This is a genomic window from Sphingobacterium sp. NPDC055346 (assembly GCF_053645235.1).
On the sequence record NZ_JBSHMI010000004.1, the window covers coordinates 157,095 to 174,901 of the forward strand.

15 protein-coding genes are annotated in these 17,807 nt (G+C 36.6%); 9 read left to right on the forward strand and 6 right to left on the reverse strand.

The annotated features are described in order from the left end of the window. Nucleotides 1-50: 50 nt before the first annotated feature. On the forward strand, nucleotides 51-1,880 hold the full coding sequence (locus ACWICE_RS09675; protein ID WP_454298228.1) for an alpha-L-fucosidase: 1,830 nt from the start codon (nucleotides 51-53) through the stop codon (nucleotides 1,878-1,880). A gap of 39 nt (nucleotides 1,881-1,919) precedes the next feature. On the opposite strand, the gene ACWICE_RS09680 is transcribed toward ACWICE_RS09675, so the two are convergent. The 5 genes from ACWICE_RS09680 to ACWICE_RS09700 all read right to left on the reverse strand — a co-directional run bounded on the left by ACWICE_RS09680 (nucleotide 1,920) and on the right by ACWICE_RS09700 (nucleotide 8,109). Continuing rightward, entirely contained in the window at nucleotides 1,920-2,591 is a 672-nt protein-coding gene (locus ACWICE_RS09680; protein WP_254527366.1) for an ankyrin repeat domain-containing protein, read from the reverse strand. A 2-nt stretch (nucleotides 2,592-2,593) separates the two neighbouring features. Then, nucleotides 2,594-3,931: an amidohydrolase gene (locus ACWICE_RS09685; RefSeq protein WP_454298229.1), complete on the reverse strand. Its 1,338-nt coding sequence runs from the start codon at nucleotides 3,929-3,931 to the stop codon at nucleotides 2,594-2,596. Nucleotides 3,932-4,029: 98 nt separating this feature from the next. Next, nucleotides 4,030-4,881, reverse strand: a complete 852-nt coding sequence (locus ACWICE_RS09690; protein ID WP_454298230.1) for a helix-turn-helix domain-containing protein — start codon at nucleotides 4,879-4,881, stop codon at nucleotides 4,030-4,032. Between the two features lie 68 nt (nucleotides 4,882-4,949). Then, complete coding sequence (locus ACWICE_RS09695) at nucleotides 4,950-6,065, reverse strand: acyltransferase family protein (RefSeq protein ID WP_454298231.1); 1,116 nt, start codon at nucleotides 6,063-6,065, stop codon at nucleotides 4,950-4,952. Nucleotides 6,066-6,084: 19 nt separating this feature from the next. Continuing rightward, entirely contained in the window at nucleotides 6,085-8,109 is a 2,025-nt protein-coding gene (locus ACWICE_RS09700) for a beta-L-arabinofuranosidase domain-containing protein (protein WP_454298232.1), read from the reverse strand. A gap of 156 nt (nucleotides 8,110-8,265) precedes the next feature. Between ACWICE_RS09700 and ACWICE_RS09705 the strand changes: the two genes are divergently transcribed. From ACWICE_RS09705 to ACWICE_RS09740, 8 genes are all read left to right on the forward strand, one after another. Further along, the gene (locus tag ACWICE_RS09705; RefSeq protein ID WP_185216584.1) at nucleotides 8,266-8,967 is read left to right on the forward strand and encodes an ABC transporter ATP-binding protein; all 702 of its coding nucleotides are present in this window, start codon (nucleotides 8,266-8,268) and stop codon (nucleotides 8,965-8,967) included. Continuing rightward, complete coding sequence (locus tag ACWICE_RS09710; protein ID WP_454298233.1) at nucleotides 8,948-9,898, forward strand: HlyD family secretion protein; 951 nt, start codon at nucleotides 8,948-8,950, stop codon at nucleotides 9,896-9,898. The genes ACWICE_RS09705 and ACWICE_RS09710 overlap by 20 nt, the downstream gene beginning before the upstream one ends. Before the next feature lie 4 nt (nucleotides 9,899-9,902). Next, entirely contained in the window at nucleotides 9,903-11,036 is a 1,134-nt protein-coding gene (locus ACWICE_RS09715) for an ABC transporter permease (RefSeq protein ID WP_454298234.1), read from the forward strand. A gap of 1 nt (nucleotide 11,037) precedes the next feature. Beyond that, nucleotides 11,038-12,315, forward strand: coding sequence for a TolC family protein (locus ACWICE_RS09720; RefSeq protein WP_454298235.1), 1,278 nt, complete (start codon nucleotides 11,038-11,040; stop codon nucleotides 12,313-12,315). Between the two features lie 122 nt (nucleotides 12,316-12,437). Beyond that, a complete protein-coding gene (locus ACWICE_RS09725; RefSeq protein ID WP_454291851.1) occupies nucleotides 12,438-13,061 on the forward strand; it encodes a hypothetical protein in 624 nt (207 codons plus the stop codon). Nucleotides 13,062-13,415: 354 nt separating this feature from the next. Further along, nucleotides 13,416-14,093 (forward strand): DNA alkylation repair protein, encoded by a 678-nt coding sequence (locus tag ACWICE_RS09730; RefSeq protein ID WP_237235581.1) that lies wholly within the window; start codon nucleotides 13,416-13,418, stop codon nucleotides 14,091-14,093. 172 nt (nucleotides 14,094-14,265) lie between these two features. Beyond that, nucleotides 14,266-14,904 (forward strand): hypothetical protein, encoded by a 639-nt coding sequence (locus ACWICE_RS09735; protein WP_454298236.1) that lies wholly within the window; start codon nucleotides 14,266-14,268, stop codon nucleotides 14,902-14,904. Nucleotide 14,905: 1 nt separating this feature from the next. Continuing rightward, nucleotides 14,906-15,766, forward strand: coding sequence for a hypothetical protein (locus ACWICE_RS09740; RefSeq protein WP_313259543.1), 861 nt, complete (start codon nucleotides 14,906-14,908; stop codon nucleotides 15,764-15,766). Between the two features lie 960 nt (nucleotides 15,767-16,726). On the opposite strand, the gene ACWICE_RS09745 is transcribed toward ACWICE_RS09740, so the two are convergent. Then, nucleotides 16,727-17,539: a ChbG/HpnK family deacetylase gene (locus ACWICE_RS09745; RefSeq protein ID WP_454298237.1), complete on the reverse strand. Its 813-nt coding sequence runs from the start codon at nucleotides 17,537-17,539 to the stop codon at nucleotides 16,727-16,729. Nucleotides 17,540-17,807 lie beyond the last annotated feature (268 nt).

Genomic DNA, 17,807 nt, shown 5'->3' on the forward strand with positions numbered 1-17,807 from the left:
ATCCGTATCATTATTTGTCAAGTAGAAACTTAAACTTTTTAATATACTTTATGCGCCGCACACTAATCACATTGGCATTAGGGATTTTGATGACACATGTTAATGGGCAAGAAAACAAAAAAGACATTGAAAGCCCAAAAATGGAATGGTTCGATGATGCTAAATTAGGAATTTTTATTCATTGGGGAATATACTCTGTGGATGGAATATCAGAATCTTGGGCATTTTTCAATAATTATCTGAGTCATGATAACTATATGAAACAACTCCAGGGATTTACTGCTAACAAATACGATCCAAAAGAGTGGGTTCAATTAATTAAAGATTCTGGTGCTAAGTATTCCGTTATTACCACAAAACACCATGATGGAGTAGCCTTATGGGACAGTAAAATGGACCAACCAACTACTATTGCCAAAGACGCTGCTGCAAAAAAAGACGTATTGACTCCATTTGTGAAGGAACTAAAAGCTTCGGGCTTAAAAACCGGACTTTACTTCTCTTTACCAGATTGGAGCCATCCAAATTACGATATCATTACAAGAACCCAAAAAAGGTATGATATCAAGGATGAGCCTAATCGATGGACCAAATTTCAAGATTATTATCAAGGACAGTTAAAGGAATTGTCAATTGCTTATAAACCCGACCTTATTTGGTTTGATGGAGACTGGGAGCATTCTTCTGAAGAATGGAAAGCCAAGGAAACTTTAGATTTACTTCGTAAGTATAATAAAAACATCATTATCAATTCCCGATTGAATAACCATGGGGATTACGCTACTCCAGAACAAGGTATTCCAGTTCAACGCCCTGACCATAGATATTGGGAATTGTGCTATACCATGAATGACTCTTGGGGATACCAGCATTTTGACAAACATTACAAGAGTCCAAATATGATCGTAAGAACCTTGATTGAATGTTTGGCAATGGGTGGAAACTTGTTGTTAGATATCGGCCCAAAGGCTGACGGAACAATTCCTGAAGAACAGGTTGCAATTCTGAAGGAATTAGCAAGATGGACCAAGAAATATTCCGAAGCAATCTATGGGACTAGAGCTGGTCTATCGCAAGATTTAGTAAATGAAAAGAACAGTTTTTCTAAAGATGGTAAAACCTTATTTATCTACCTGGATCAGGTTAAGGATTATGTAGAGATGCAAGGTTTTGATGATAAACCTTTGGAAATAAAGATGCTAGGGACAAACGAAAACGTTCCTTTTGAGTATGAATTTGGCAAATTGAAGTTGCAGATCCCTACAGCTAATTTTGACCCAGTTGCTTCCGTAGTTGCTGTAAAATTCAATAAAAAGCCATCTATTAATCCTCACATCCTACCAGAACCAGTTGGCATTACTGACTTTCTCTATGCGAAAACCCCGCAAGAGTCTATCCGTAAAATTGTGGATATGACCTCAATTGGTGCAAACTTATTCAAAGGTTCTATCAATGATGATGGCAGCAAATTAGCCGAATCCTTTAATTTCCATAGCGAGGAAACTAAGAATTGGGTTAAAAAACATGCTGAAGTTCTCCAAGATGCAGCTAAAGGAATCCCAGCAAATCACTTTAACGGAAAAACGGCCTTATCCCCAGACAAACAAACGTTATATCTATTTGTGGAGGGTAAACCTACAGGTCCAATTGCCATCAAGGGATTGAAGAACAATATTGCGAGGATCCGTATTGTTGGTGAAGGGTCTATGATTGGCCATGAGATTTATAACAAGCTATATTGGAGTGCTACGCCTGGAATAGTTTATATTGATATTCCTAAGGATAGATTGGATAAAAATACAACTGTAATTGCTGTTTTGCTCGATAAACCTATTGAATTGTTCTCTGAAGAGGTAGGTGCTATAGAAAGTAATCTCTAAATATGGAAATCTAAATAATAGAGGGATAAATCTTTCGATTTATCCCTCTATTATTTTAACGATTTCTTTGAATCCCCTGTTTTTGGCATGTTGAACTGGACTTATCCCATCTTTATCTGGAATATCCATTCTAGATCCTGCATCCTTTAGGATTTGAACAATCTCTTGGTATTTTTCGGTGCCATCTCCTAATACGATTGCCTCCATTAAGGCTGTCCATCCTAATCTATTCACATGATCGATAGGATATCCCTTAGTATTTGCCAATAACTTGACAGTCTCCACATGCCCCCGTTCACACGCTGGAATCAATGCCGATCCATGGTAACGATTGAACACATCAAACCTAGCTCCATTTTCTAAAAATAATCTGAGCATTTCCGTTTGACCGGTTGCACCAGCATACAGAAATGGACTATCCAGATTGTCAGCTTGTTGGTTAACATCTGCTTTATAGGAAACCAACAACTTTACCATAGGTAAATCTTGGTTTTTCGTAGCAATCAATAGCAAGTTCCGTTTATTGGCATCTACCGTATTTACATCTTGTCCAGCTTTCAATGCGGTTTCCACGGCCTTTACATTTTTACTTTCCACCATTTTCACTAATCCTTGTTGATCCACGATTTCTAACTCCTGTTCTTTCTTTGTTGAGGCCTGGCATGAGGAAAATCCTAATGCAAGGCATAAACTCATTGTTAATGCTTTCATAATCAATAAACTACCTTTCCATTATAAATTAAAGATTTAACTTCAGAAACCCTTGAAACTGCTTCAGCTGAACAACTGGCATCAATCAGAACCAAGTCTGCATTATCACCCGCCTTTGGCCAAAGTTGATTTCCTTTGTCGTCTAATGGTGTGATACCTGCAGTCGCTAAGCTCAACATTCTTGATAAGGCCAATTCAGTTGAGTAACCATATAATTGCGCTGCCAAATTTGCCTTTTGCAAAACACTTCCTGAACCAAAGGTATTCCAATGGTCAACTATGCTATCATTACCGACCATTACTTCTACCCCTTTGTTCATTAAGGTAGGTATTGGCATGATTAATCCTCCAAATGGAACCGTGGATATTATTCCCACTTTTGCTTCAGCTAATTTTTCGGCTAATTCTTCTTGTTTTGCTTGGTCAATTTTTCCTAAAGCAAAACAATGGCTCAAATAAGTTTTTCCTTTCAGGATTGGATTTTCATTAACCTTTTTAATAAGGTATTCAATAGTCTGCACTCCGGAATCACCTGTTTCATGGAGGTGTATATCAATTCCTTTTTGATTATCCAAAGCCAATTGAACGGTAAAGTCCATAGTTTTTTCGATAGCTCCATCAATACTGAAGGGATCAAGACCGCCAATAAATTCAATATCCATTTTAGCAGCTTCTTTTAAATATGGAACAGAGTCGGTATAATAAACCCCATGTTGAGGAAAAGCTACCAATTCAGCTCCAAAACCATCTTTTTTATGGTCCAATGCCTTTTGGAGGTTTTTTAGGGAATCTAATTTCGATGTGGGTTCAATATTGACATGGCTCCTTGCAAATGCAGACCCATGGGACTGTAATAACTCGATCAGTTTCTCCGCTTTGAAGGTTGAGTTCTTCAATAGCTCCGGCATGATTTCCTGTTCCAGAGCAATCATCCCCTTCACTCCTCCTTTCCTTCTTTTTACGGCCTGCCAATTAGCACCATAATAAGTTTTATCAAGGTGAATATGCATATCTTTAAAGGAAGGCAACATCAATAGTCCTTTGGCATCAACTGCATCGGGATCATTCGTATTGGCACTGATATTTTTGATTTTTCCATTTTCGATATCAACGGAAAAGAGATCAGTTTTTGTAGAAGCCACCTCATCTTCAAAATATTCAAAACCAGTTTCAAGCCTTACATTTTTAAGTTTAAGATTTTTCATGTTTTTATAATAGTTGATGGATGGAGTCCCACTAGCCGTCTTATCAGCGTTTGCAGCAAACGCATTTGTTCCAAATGCTATTCCTGCAACGCTCATGGCTGAATTCAGTAAGAAGTCTTTTCTTGAAAGTTTCATATTCAATTAATTTTGAATGAGCTATTGTGATCTATAATACAAAGGTAGGATGATCTAGTTCCAATATCTTGGAAATTACATCCAATTTCTTGTAAATTTTATAACTGCGAACGAAATTGACTTGGATTTAAACCTGTTTGGTTTTTGAAGAAGTTGGAGAAATAGGCATGGTCGGAGAAACCGAGATCAAAAGCAATTTCCTTAATACTTCGCTCAGAAGTTTGTAATAGCCGTTTTGATTCGAGAGTAATTCGCTGATGGATAAGCTTATTTGCTGATACCTTAAGATTTTTCTTACAAAGGATATTGAGATAATTAGCACTGATGTTTAATTGTTCTGCATAAAAAGTAATCGATTTCTGTTCCTTGTAAAATTTATCAATAAGCCAATTGAACTTAGCCAATCGTGGATTGGTTTGATAGACCTTAAATTCCTCAATATCAAATTCGGCCTCCTTGCTCACTAATGCGGCAATTACAGCGGCACGTGCAGAGATCAATTGGTTGACAGGTTGAGTAAGCAACAATTCATCTCGAATCGCATTGAACTCATATAGCAATTTTTCGAAAGCTACATTGCTGAGCCTAATAACAGGATGGTTCTGATAATTTGTAAAAGAATAACGAAATGCTGGTGCAAACTGTTCAAGAAAGGTTTTGTCAATCATGAGCTGATATCCCTTTGAACCCTCCTGGATATGCCATTTATGGATCTGTTCGGGAAAAAGCACATGGACTTCCCTGTTTCCGATGAAATAATCAACAGAATCGATGTTGTGGATTCCTGATGCATGATCAAAAAGGATAATAATGAAGAAATCATGCTTATGGGGTTTCTCAATTATCTTTTCGCCAAGGATTTCATTGAAGAGCAATTCTTTTTTACCAGCGAATTGCTCCTCACGAAAACCATGCATATCAAGAGTAGGAATTACATTTTTGTCATCCATTTGATTTCCTCTGAAAAGATTAAGTAACCTAAAATTAAGGAATAGCAAACGGAATCATCTGTTCAAATCTAGATTTTGACAAAAATCCCTCTTTTGTACAAGAAAATAAGGATAAGTAAGACAATAGAGTAATTCCCGACGGTCAGGATCAAATGGGCATATTCTTCATAGTGTTTTTCTAAACCAAAAGTCAAAGAATGAACCAGGCTCCTGAAATCAATAACTTCAGCCAATCCATAAGCAACGATGGAATTCATTCCATAAACTTTTAACCAGCGAAAGGGCATCTTTATTTGCTTGACATCAATCACATAATAGAATATGGCCATTAATAAGATACATATTCCACCTGAAAACAGGGTCATGCTCCCTGTCCATATTTTCTTGATGATTGGTTGTTGAAATTGCCATATTAAGCTAACGGCAATACAAATTACGCCTGCAATGATCAATTTTACGGTTGTTCCATTTGGGTCTTTATCTTTGCCATCCTTAATTACTTTACCAGTAAGGCATCCCATCAAAACTGTAACGATAAAGGTTAAGCTACTCCAGATCCATGTATATTGATAATGTTCAGAAAACACCCATTCATCGCCTTGCCATTTCACTCCATCCATGAAATTTTGAAGGAACATTTTGTCGAGATAAATGGCAAAATTATAATTGGGTTCATAACCTCCCCAAGTAGACATGGGGATAGAATAAATGATCAATAAGGACAAACCCATACCTATGAGTTTTTTGAAGCTGAAATGAAGATAAGCCAAAGAGGTAATTAGATATCCTGTTGCGATAGCTTGTAAGGTATTGGAATATAACCGTAATACTTTCCAGTCAAAGGCCAAGAGATTACCCTGAACAATCATTCCAATGATCCACAAAATCAGAAATCTCCTTATTATGTGCCTGTATACGTCGGGACTATCGTTTCCGATTTTTCTATCTAAAGAAAATGGAATGGTAATCCCTGTCATAAAGAGGAACAAGGGCATAATGAGATCCCATAGTCTAAAACCTTCCCAAGCTTCATGTTCAAACTGGGTCAACATGCTGTGATATCCAGGGTTGTCCCATATTTGCCCAACTGACATCAGAACAGGCTGTAAAAAAACCAACAGAAACAGGTCCAGTCCCCTGAGTATATCTAAGGACTCTAATCGTTGTGAAGGGATAACTTTCATAAAATAGGGTTCAATAGGTTTATTTTCTAAGCATAGGAAATTGAGAAATCCTTAATGTGGTACAACCATATGGAATCAAACGGATTTCAACTTCTTTTAAATCATTGATATTTAATCCGTACATATCAGCTGTCGGCATCGGTCCTGCCATTCCATTATATAATTTCCAAAACGGAAGTTGCCTAGCTTTTACTTTTAATTCAATTGGTGCATTTTCACGGTTCCAAGGATAGGCTTTATTGGCATTGTCTTTTTCAGAAACCTGAAATAGCGAAGCCATTTCATTTTTGTTGAACAAAGGCAAACCGTAATTCCAATCTGCTGTCGGACGGACCTCAATAAATGAATCTCCATAGGCGACCTTTTCCTTGTCTTCAAGGAACACTTCTTTTTCTTCACCCGGGATATCCAAGGCATATACCAATGGACCTCTTTCTATGGCCCGAGAACCTTCGTGATAGGTCTCAAAGTTGAATTCCATTGGAAAGTCCAGAGTCATGACATCGTTGTTTTTCCAGGCTCTATTTATTTCGATTACAGAACCAGGTTTTGTATCTACTTTGAATTCTTCGCCATTGATCAGGATTTTGGCATTTTTTGTCCAAGAGGGTATCCTAAGCTGATAAGGAAATTCAATAGCACTTTCTCTGTGATTAAATGTAAGGTTTATCCTGTTTTCAAATGGATAAAAAGTCTCTTGCGAAACTTGAACAATTTTTCCAGCCTGACCAACTTTTACAACTACAGATGAAGGTGCATAGATCATGGATGCAATTCCTTTATTTGCTGTTGCATAATAAAGGTTTTGCGTGAATTTGGGCCAACCTTGATGCATATTGGAAGTACAACATGGGTAACCTGTCAAAAGTCCAAAAACCACATCGGTCCCTTGATGATTGACATCAAAATTGTACATCTGTCTAGTGATTTGAACCTGATTGGCCTGCTGAAAATATTGACGGCGCATAAAATCATCTGAAATCTGGGTTGGCAAAGCATTGAATGCTACTTTTTCTAAGTGTTCTGCAAAACCAACATCTCCGGTTATTTCCAGCATCTTTTCCAAGGAAAACATTAATTCAACTGCTGAACAGAGTTCCGATCCCTGCGTCGGGTTACTACCATGCAGTGCCTCATCCCCACCGTACATTCCTTGCGCCTGACCATTAAATAATTTAATGTCAGAGAAGCCCTGTTTCACTGCGGCCAGATGTTTTGGGTCTTTACTTTGTTGGTAAAAAATAACTGGTTCTTTCAGCCCCTGCGCTAAATTCACACAATGAATGCTTCTAAAAGTAGCCAACATATTCCGCTGAATGAACTTTTGGGTAAAATCAAAACCTTGGGCATGCAAGATATCTGCAAGTTCAAGCAATTTAGGGTCTTCCGTAATGTTGTAAAGCCAATAAACAGCCTGAAGATTATCGGCTGAACGGTATTCAGCCCAAAAGGTCCAATGTCCTAGTGGTTTCTCCTCTAAGGTTCTAAGTTGATAGTGAAAATATTTAGTAAAGAGGTTTACTACCCTTTGATCTTCAGTTGCGGAATAATACTGTTGCAGTATCTTGAGCATGACCATCTTAGGCCACCAATCATGTGAATTGTCCCGCTGAATTCCTGGTTCATGATCATAATCCTTCGCAGGTCCAAAATAGCCATCTTCAGATTGGCTTTGTAAGGCCCATTCCACCCAACGTTGCGCTTTTGCTTTTAATCCCTTATCATTTAACTGATATGCTAAAGGCAAGAGTCCATCCACCCAATAAGGTCCTCGCTCCCATTGATCACCATCTCCTCCAAGCCATCCATTTCTGTCTCCCATGACTAATGGATAGAGCTGATCCAATTGTCCTGTAGCTCCATTTTTCTGGGAGTTCAGCATTTCCTTTAACCAACCCTGAGGTTTTATTGCTCCCAAAGGCAACTCCATAAAAGGTTTCTGGATGAGCGGCGCTTTATTCTGTTTATAGGGTTGAGCTTGAAGATGAACACTTCCGAATGTCAATAGAAAGGCACATAAAGACAAATTGATTAGTTTATTCATGGTATTAGGTTTATTTGAGATAAATCCGCAAGGACATTCCTTAGCATGAAGTTAAGGCTTTTTTAATAATCATTTCCCATTTTAATAAAGAAATTAGCTTTTGTTTTTGGCTTTAGGCTATTTCTTGGTTATTTTTAAAAACAAAGCTGGAAAAGCATGCCTGAAGAAATCGTTCGCCTGGAAAACGTTGAAAAAATATATCAAACTGGAGACACTAGCATTACTGCATTGGCTAAAAGTAGCCTAAGTTTTGAGTCCAACAAATTGACCTTAATCATGGGGCCTTCCGGTTCTGGAAAAACAACTTTATTATCCATCATTGGTTGCATCATATACCCTAGTTCTGGAAAGGTTTTCTATAAAGACAAAGAGGTAACAAGGCTGTCGGAAAACAAACTTGCAGATTTAAGGTTGCATGATATAGGTTTTGTATTCCAGCAATTCAACCTTTTGGAGCCTCTCACTGCTTTAGAAAACGTGATGCAGCCCCTTTTACTGCAAGGAGTGGATAAAAAGGAAGCGAAAGAAAAGGCAATAACAGCCCTAGAAGCGGTTGGTCTAGCCGATCGCTTGCACAACCTGCCCAAGAAATTAAGTGGGGGCCAAAAACAAAGGGTTTCCATAGCGAGGGCCTTAGTGACCAATCCAACCATGATTTTATGTGATGAGCCAACAGCATCCTTAGATGCAAAAAGCGCAGCCATTATCATGGAGGAACTCAAGGATCTCGCGCAAGAAGGTAAGGCAGTAATTATTGTCACACATGACCTAAGATTGAGAAAATTCGCTGATCATGTCATTTATGTAGAGGAAGGAAATGTTTCAAACAGTATTCGCAATGAGGAAGATTATAAATAGGTTAAGCATTTTTGGTTGTTTCATGATCTTGACTGCTTTAATTGGTTGCAAAAACGAAAAGAAGAAACAAGAAGAGCAAGAGAAAGCGAAGTTGTCTGCAATTTACGGCTCAGTCATTGCAATCGGTAAGGTATTACCGGAAGGTGGTTGGGTACAGATAAGTTCACCGATCAGTGCCGAGGTCAAGGATATAATGGTCAAAGAAGGTGATGTAGTGGAAGATGGACAGGTCTTAATGACCTTGAAAGAGAGTACAGAGGGATTAGATCTTGCTCAATCACAAAGCCAATTAGAGAGCCTAAAAGCTCAACATCAAGCAAGTATCAAGGATTTGGCCAAGCAGGAAATTATATTAAAAGAGTTAATGTCGAAATATGAAACTTCTAGGTCCCTTTTAGCGAAAAATGCAGAAACAAGGGAAAATGTAGACAAAGATTTTTCCAATGTCAAGCAACAGGAAGAATTAATTTCAGGTTTAAAAAGTCAGATTAGGGCCAATCAAGCTACGGAAAAAGAACAATCCATCATCATTGCAAAAAATAGACAAAGCTTAAAGGATTATCAGGTTACAGCCATCAAGAAAGGAATAGTATCTGAACTAAACGTGGAGATTGGCCAAACCATCAATGGTACAGCTGAATTAGGGAAAATAGTCGACAGCGAAAATATAGTCATTGAGGCCGAGGTTGATGAATTATTTGCGGATAGCGTAAAGATCGGACAAACTGTAGACATCAACTTTGTGGGTAAACCTGCTGTCATCGGAAAGGGAAAGATTGTCTATTTGAGTCCTACCCTAATGAACAAATCCATATTGTTTGAGACGGCAAATGAGGCAGAAGATCGAAGGGTAAGAAGGATTCGCATAGAACCTGAGGGCAATTCTACTCTATTGATCAATTCTAAAGTTGAATGTAGGATAAAATTGTGATAGCATGTTGGGATTAGCTTGGAAATTTATTCGTTTTGATCGGGCCAAAAGCTTTGGAATAGTCACTGCAATCGTGATCAGTGTATTTCTCATTGGACAACAGTTAAGCCTCCTATTTTTTCTGATGGGTTTAATGGGAAACTTGGTTAACAATGCGCCCGTTGAAAAAGATGATTTATGGATAATTGAGTCCCAAAGCAGAAATGTAAATTCCATAAACAGCATTGATCAGCGATCTGTCCAAGAAATCGGCAGCTTAAAAGGAATAGTAACAGCAACTCCCATATTATTAGCCAATGCGCAGGCCACTTTTCTGGATGGAAAGACTGCTGCAGTCACTTTAGTTGGTGCACCAGCCCCAGCATTTCTGATGGGACCGGAGGTAAATAAAATTGATAGCGGCTCAGTTCAGGATCTGTTACAGCCATACGCCGTCAGTGCAGAATATTTTAATGCAAGAAGTTGGGAAACTTCACTATATCTTAATAAACCAATTGAAATCAATGGCAAGAGTGCAAAATTAGCGGTCATCACCAAAAATGCCCAGGCATTTGGAGCCAGCTTTATGTATACGACTTTAGAAAATGCAAGTTATTTTGGAAACTTCCCGAATGATAAGGTCAGTTTAATCATTGCCAGGCTTGCCGAAGGGCAAGATAAAAAGGAGATGATCGAGGTAATCAATCAGAACTTTCCCCATTTAAGGGCTTGGGATGCTGAAAAACTAAAATCTTCGACAGTCAAGGAAATCTTGGTCTCATCGAATATGGGGATGAGTTTTGGCACATTAGTGGTATTCGCCATGATCTCTGGATTTTTTATTATTGGCCTCACATTATATTCTTCTGCATTGGACCGGATCAAAGACTATGGTACCTTAAAAGCAATTGGAGCTAAAAACAAATTTGTAAACCGCCTGATCATTGCGCAAGCGTTTCTTTATGCAACCATTGGATATGCTGTAGCGATGTTATTGATCTATGGGTTTAAGTTTGGGGTTGAAAAAAGCGGATTAAACATAAATGTAAGTATACCATTTGCTTTGTTTTTGCTTTTGGTAACCATGATAATATCCATTGGGGGATCTCTATTTGCCGTTAGGAAAATATCAAAACTAGAACCCGCATCAGTTTTTTAACATGAAGAAATCTATCTATCTTATTTTACTTTTAATTGGATTTACCATATCCGGAAATGCCCAGAGCCTGAGCATTTCGGATCTGTGGAACTATATAGGCCAATCGAGTAACCTAAAAGTTAAGAAACTGAATAAAGAGGTTCAGGCAGCCCAATTGAATGTAAGGAGGTCTGAGCGATTTCCAGTAATTTATGGCGACGCCAATTTGCAGAGGAATCTAATTATTCCAACGACGCCAGTTCCTGCAATTGCCTTTGACCCCAATGCAGAGGAAGGTGCTATATTACCTTTGAAATTTTCTACAAAATGGAATTCCAAAGCTGGTTTACAATTGGAATGGAACCTTTTCGATCCTAATAAGAAGAGCCAACAACAGGAGGACCTGATCGCTTTAGAGAAAGCCAAGGTGGAAGAATCTTTAGCAGAGCAGGATTGGAAGATCAATTCTACCCTGGCCTATGCTTCGATTGTTTTAGCAACCGAACAATATCAATTTGCCCTTAAAGATTCCGCTCTATTTGAAGAGATCAACAACATCAATAAGGAAAGATTTTTGGCAGGTAGAGGAAGTTCTGAAGATTACAGTCTTTCACAGCAAGAAGTACAAAGAAAAAAGATCTTGATGCATGAATCATGGTCAATTTTAAAAGAGGCAAATTTAGAATTAGGCAGGTATTATCCGCTAGATTCCATTAGGGTGCTGAGCAACAATATGGAAGAAATATTAATGGAGTTGGGTGCTTTTGAAAAAAAGATCTATGACCAACAGCTGGTTGAGCTTGACCAGCAATTATCCATGGTTCAATTAAAGGGAATAAAGCGACAGGTTCTACCCAGCCTGTCATTTAACGCTTATTATGGGGCTCAGTATTTCAGTAATTCCTTTAATATTATTGACAAAAGCAATTGGTATGGATATAGTTATGCAAATCTGGGTTTGAGAATTCCAATTTCAGCATATTTTAGTAATAGCAGCGCCATAAAGAAAGCTGAACTCAGTGAAAAAGTTTATATACAACAATTGGAAGACCTTCAATTGAATGATGAAATCGACAAAAAACAAAAACAGGAAAAAATCATTTTTTCAAAACAAAAGATTGAAAGTCTAAATAGAATCAAGGACCTAGCATTACAAAACAAAGAAGAAAAGTTGGCCGCCTATCAGGCGGGCAGATTACTATTAATTGACTTCAATAAAGCCAATAGTGATTACCTAAAATCATGTCAGGACATTTGGCAAGCTAAATATGATCTTTTGAAAATAATTTTGGAACAATAAGTCAACATTAATAGCTTCAATAAAATTCAGCAATTATTTTATTATCAACATTTTATTTCTATTTTTAAGTGAGCGGCCCTTCTTTTAGCGGTCTATCAAACCATTATTAATTTAAGAAAGCCATGAGTACAATTATTAGTATAGTTATCATCGCTATAGTCATTATTGTTCTTATAGTGAGCTGGATTACTGGTAAGTCAACTGCGAGTCGGCCTGAATTTTCCGAAAATGATTATCCCCAAATAAATAATGATAAAGGTATCCTAGTTGAAGGCCCAATTTACAATGAGGTCCAGGCAGCCTGCATGGATTTTTGTGAGATGATCAACGAAATGGAATACCATGTCATCATCAAACTTATTCGGATTGACCCCAATACATGCTTGATTCTGTTCCCTTATGAAATTGATTTCAAACATTATTGTTATCTATTAAATTATCTAGAATACCCTTTGTACCTTCAATATAATGCTAAGGTTACAGGTTGGTTGACCTCTAAAAAAATGGACCTTTGGATAGATAACCGATCCGCCAATAAGAGAATAATGGTATACAATTCTGCCAACAAAAACAATGCAGACACCGTATATTTTACGACTATGGATCAAATTGGATATGTCGTTGAATTTAATTCGAATGAAAAAGCCAAAGAGATGCCAAGCCCAATAAGACGCTTCGAATCTTGCAAGCGATGTGTTGAAGATTTAAATATGATAAAAGGAGAACTGATTGTTTCAAAAACATAATCTACTGAATGACAAATTGTACAATACCTTTGAATGTCAGATTGTCAGCAGACTTAAAAATAAAATAAATAGCAATGGATTAAGATGTTTTTATTGGCATTCAACAAGAAAATGTTAAAAATAGTTAAACGAAATGTTAATTTCCATTTCGGCACAGACATTAAATATATTATAATCAAATTTCATAATTTAGGTTAATAATTGGTTAGTTAAAACTCCTTAGGTTCCCCGCCTAAGGAGTTTTTTTATGTTGTGAATCAATCTTATTCAAGATTTCTTATTTTTACGTAAGATGAAATGGTTCATACCAACATCTAATCACAGGAATTACCACATTAAACTTCCTATTAAGACATGGCAAAGATGACCAAACAAGAAGTTCTTGAGGAATTAAAGTCCTTAGGATCTGAAAAACTGATAGCTCAGAATAAAAAAAGAGGTGCAGGCGATAATCAATACGGTGTGAAAATGGGTGATGTCCGTAAGATAGCTACTAAGATTAAAAAGGATCAAGAACTTGGCCTTGAGCTATGGGAGACCAACAACATGGAAGCGCGATGTGTAGCCATCCTTATTCTTGACCCTAAAAAATTAAGTAATGCACAATTGACGGCGATGGTTTCATCAGAGAAATTCACAAATGTTATTGATTGGCTTTATAGTTACCTGGTTAAAGACAGTTTAGACAAGCAAACTTTAAGATTAGAATGGGAAAAAGCTGATAATGTCATGTTGCAGCGACTAGCATGGAGTTTGATTTCCGGAAATATAGCGAGGAATCCTGAATTGGAGGACAGCCCAAAATTATTGGATTATATTGAAAAACATATGCTCGAAGCAAAACCTGAAATACAATGGACCATGAACAGTACCTTGGCTCAAATTGGCATAAAGCAACCTCAATATAGGGACCGTGCTCTTGCAATCGGTCATAAATTAGGTGTTTACAAGGACTATCCAGTATCTAAGGGCTGTACCTCTCCTTTTGCGCCAATTTGGATCGACTATTTTGTAAGCAGAGAAAAGCAATAAGAAAGGTTATTAATTTAAATTTAACAATAGGTTTATATCAGATCAAAATAAGGTGGTTGGAAATGCTAATTTTCAACCACCTTATTTATTTTATTAAATAAATAGAAATTATTTTTATATTTACGTTAATTACACTTTTTCTAGCTGTTACCAATTTTTTAAAAACTAAGGTATGACATTAATAACCAATCGCTTTGCTATTTATTTATTAATAATTCCGCTCTCCATTTTCTTCATTAGTTTACATTCTTGCGGACCAAGTGAAATCGAACCTGAACCAAAGCCAGCTCCAAAACCGGAACCCGAACCAGATCCAGAGCCCGAACCTGTTGAAAAACCCAAAGCTATTTTATATAAATACACTTCTGAGAAAAATGAAGATTTCATTGAATACCTTAAGGGCTTTGTGGTAAAGGACCTAAGCGAGGCAGATATCAAATTGCATTTCGGGAACCGTGTGACCTATTTCAAGCCAGATTCCATCCTGATCAAAGAAGACTCCATGTTTGTGCATAAATCAAAAATGCCCATGGAATCCTATCAGATAAAATGGACAGAGCAAACTCTTCAGATCCATGAATCCAAAAACAATAGTTGGAAAAATTGGGCAACAAGGAATGCTGATTCAACCCTAACCCTTAAAATTAGCTTTTTCAAAAAAAACGCCAATAATAAGAACCGAGCTCAGCTGAGTATTGGTCAACAATATGAAATGCCCGATAACCGACATTTACTTGATTCAGAGCCCTTGAATAATTCCAGACTAATCTGGTTAAAGAAGAATTATGTATTTACCCCTGAAAAGAAATAAAATGAGAACTGGATTAATAACTGTTTTGCTTTATATATTAACCTTGGGTCTCCTATCGGCTCAGGAACCAAGAAATTCTTCGACTTACTTTGGTAAAAATCCGGAAGGCTTATTTCTAGGCGCCGTACTTAGTAAGAAATCGATCAATACAGAGAAGCATGAATTCAAGGATATCAAAACCAATCAAAAGATTACCCCCATTTCAACCTCGTTTAAATATGAGTTTCCTGAAATAGTACCTAACAAGGAAAACATGTACAAGGTAATTTCTGATGAATTGAAGGCAAAAGGAGCTCCAACAGGAAATGCAGGAATTGCGAGTTATTCATTCTACTCTATTCGAAACCTCGAAGACCTATATACTAATTTTGGCCAAAAAATGGACCTTGGTAAATGGTTTGGATTGGACGTCAATAACAAAATGCCAAAATCCAATATTCTTGTGGAATATGAGATTCCCTTATTTGATATGTTTATAGATCCAGGGGGCGATGGAATCAAGAATTATTTAGAGGAATTGGCTAAATTAAAAGACGATGACCTGATCTATGTTATAAGTATCACTTGGGGAAGGAAGGCGTTGATCTTTGTTCAATCTGATTTTGATGAAAACAGCTTAAAAGTTGCATTGAATAGGTATATTAAAGATGAAGCATTGACAGAAGAGCAAAAGATAATTATAGAAACTGCCACTTTCTCCTATAATATTTTTGAAGATGTCCCTTTAGAATTGAACAACCCCGATCCCATAAAAACTATATTAAAATATTTATTGGAACCGATTACTACAGATAATTACGGAAGTATCATCCATTTTATGGCTAATGAAATGGACGGAGGCACATATTTGAACGGTTTTTAAGAATGCGAATGATCAAATTCCACTTTTTTGATTACAGGAATTCCAAATAAGCCCAAGGATAAATAGACATTCAAAGAATCTGGATGTACATTTTGAATTCTTATGCCTTCTGAGAGCCCTATTCTTTTATGGAATCCGTTTTCGAATTCCGCTTTTACTACTTTTGGTGTCATTCCTTCCTCTGGCAACCAAATTTTATTTATCTTACATTTTACCTTATAGGTCGAAACTTCGGTTTCGGATGAGCAAAACATATAATTTAGGCCTAGAAAAATAAAAGTCAGGTAGGATCCAGTAAGGATTATACTATAGAATATGCTTTCTAATTTTCCAACATTACGCAATAGGTCATTTTTTCGGATCAACCAATAGAACACCATTCCAAAAAGGAAAAAGAAAAAAATTACCCGAAGGGAAATTAGTGTTTTTTCGAACAAAAAATAATTCAGAATATTTAAGATAAACACGGAAAGAAACAACTTATCAAGTAAAGTGAATGTTCTTTTTTTGAACTGCATAACCAAAAGGGATTCTTTTTTTAACAGAACAAATATATTAAATTCTATTAAGAATAGTTCATTCATAACAACGAAACAACTATATAAAAAAGCTTTTATATTTTATTTCAAAAATAATTTAGATATTTCAAAGATTTAAAATTTCTTATTATGAATATATTATATATATTTGAAGAATAACTGAAGTTATCAGACCAACCAAAAAATCTAATTATTTGAAATAAGGAAATTAACAAATGAACAAAATTATTATATGGTGATCGTCTTATTCTTCAGCTTTATTATTTTTTTCTCAAGTGCTGCTATCTATGCCAATTGGTATATCACAGGAGATTATCGAATGATGCATTATTTATACCGCATATGGATTTCTGCTTTAGCATTAATATCCATTTATCTCATGTATATTTATCCGTTTTTTAATTTTATTCATTAAGGGCTTTTATTCAACCCTCTTTGGTTTTAAGGATTTGAAGTCTGTCAATTCAATTCCTAAATGATGGATTTTGGTTTTAATCCTTGAATCTAGCAAGATTTTGGTTACCTCACTCCTATCTTCACGAACATTTCTATAACCTTCATGGCCTACATTTTCCATTTCACTGACATCAAGGCCAGGATGTTCCACAAACAAGTATACTTTATCTTCCTTTAATTCATCAAGCGCCTTCAAAAAAGCTTGAATTTTTTCTTCTACATTAGCTTTGCTTTTCAGGTCTAAATCTGGGAACATTAAGAATTCATAATCCATATCCTGAGGTAAATTGTACTCCTTAGAAAGCCTGATCAACATTTCCTTTACCTCCTTATCCCAATTACCACAACCCATATGTGTGGATATATGTGAAATTCGCGGTAACAATTTCTTCGCCATTTCAATTTGGGCCCTGAACTCTGCTTCAATATCCGCCAATTTCCATTGGTGCTCCTGAATGGATGCCATCGGTACCTTTTTATTTGGGTAGATGAAAGAGAAAAAATTGCCATAATCATCAACCAAACTTTTCGCCGATGTCAAAGGTCGCCATTTACAATTCTCCCATTCACTGGTAATCATCAAATGCACCCCAACATCTAAATTTGGATTTTCCTTTAACATCTTCACAGCCTCAGGTGCCCAGGGACAATTTACCATCAGTTCTACTGAAGTTGTTATGCCTTTTTGATAGGTTTCAATAATGGCAAGATTTGCCGCATTAAACGAACCGATATCATCGGATCTGATGATGAGTTTTGGAGCATTTTGACCAAACATTGGAGAAAATACAGAAGTAAGCAAAATTAAGGCAATCAATTTTCGGAATAAGGGGCTTTTGGACATAATTAGTGCTGTATTAGGAAATGGTTATTGATTTATAAACCAAGAGCTTAAGGCTTGGATGTAATAAATTTAAAAAAATATGCTAAGAAGTGGAAGTAATAAAACCAACATTATCTGAATAAAAAAACAAAGCAAATTCTTTTATCGAACTGTTATTCAACAACTTACTCAACGCAATATTGAAATAGTAATATATTTGTGA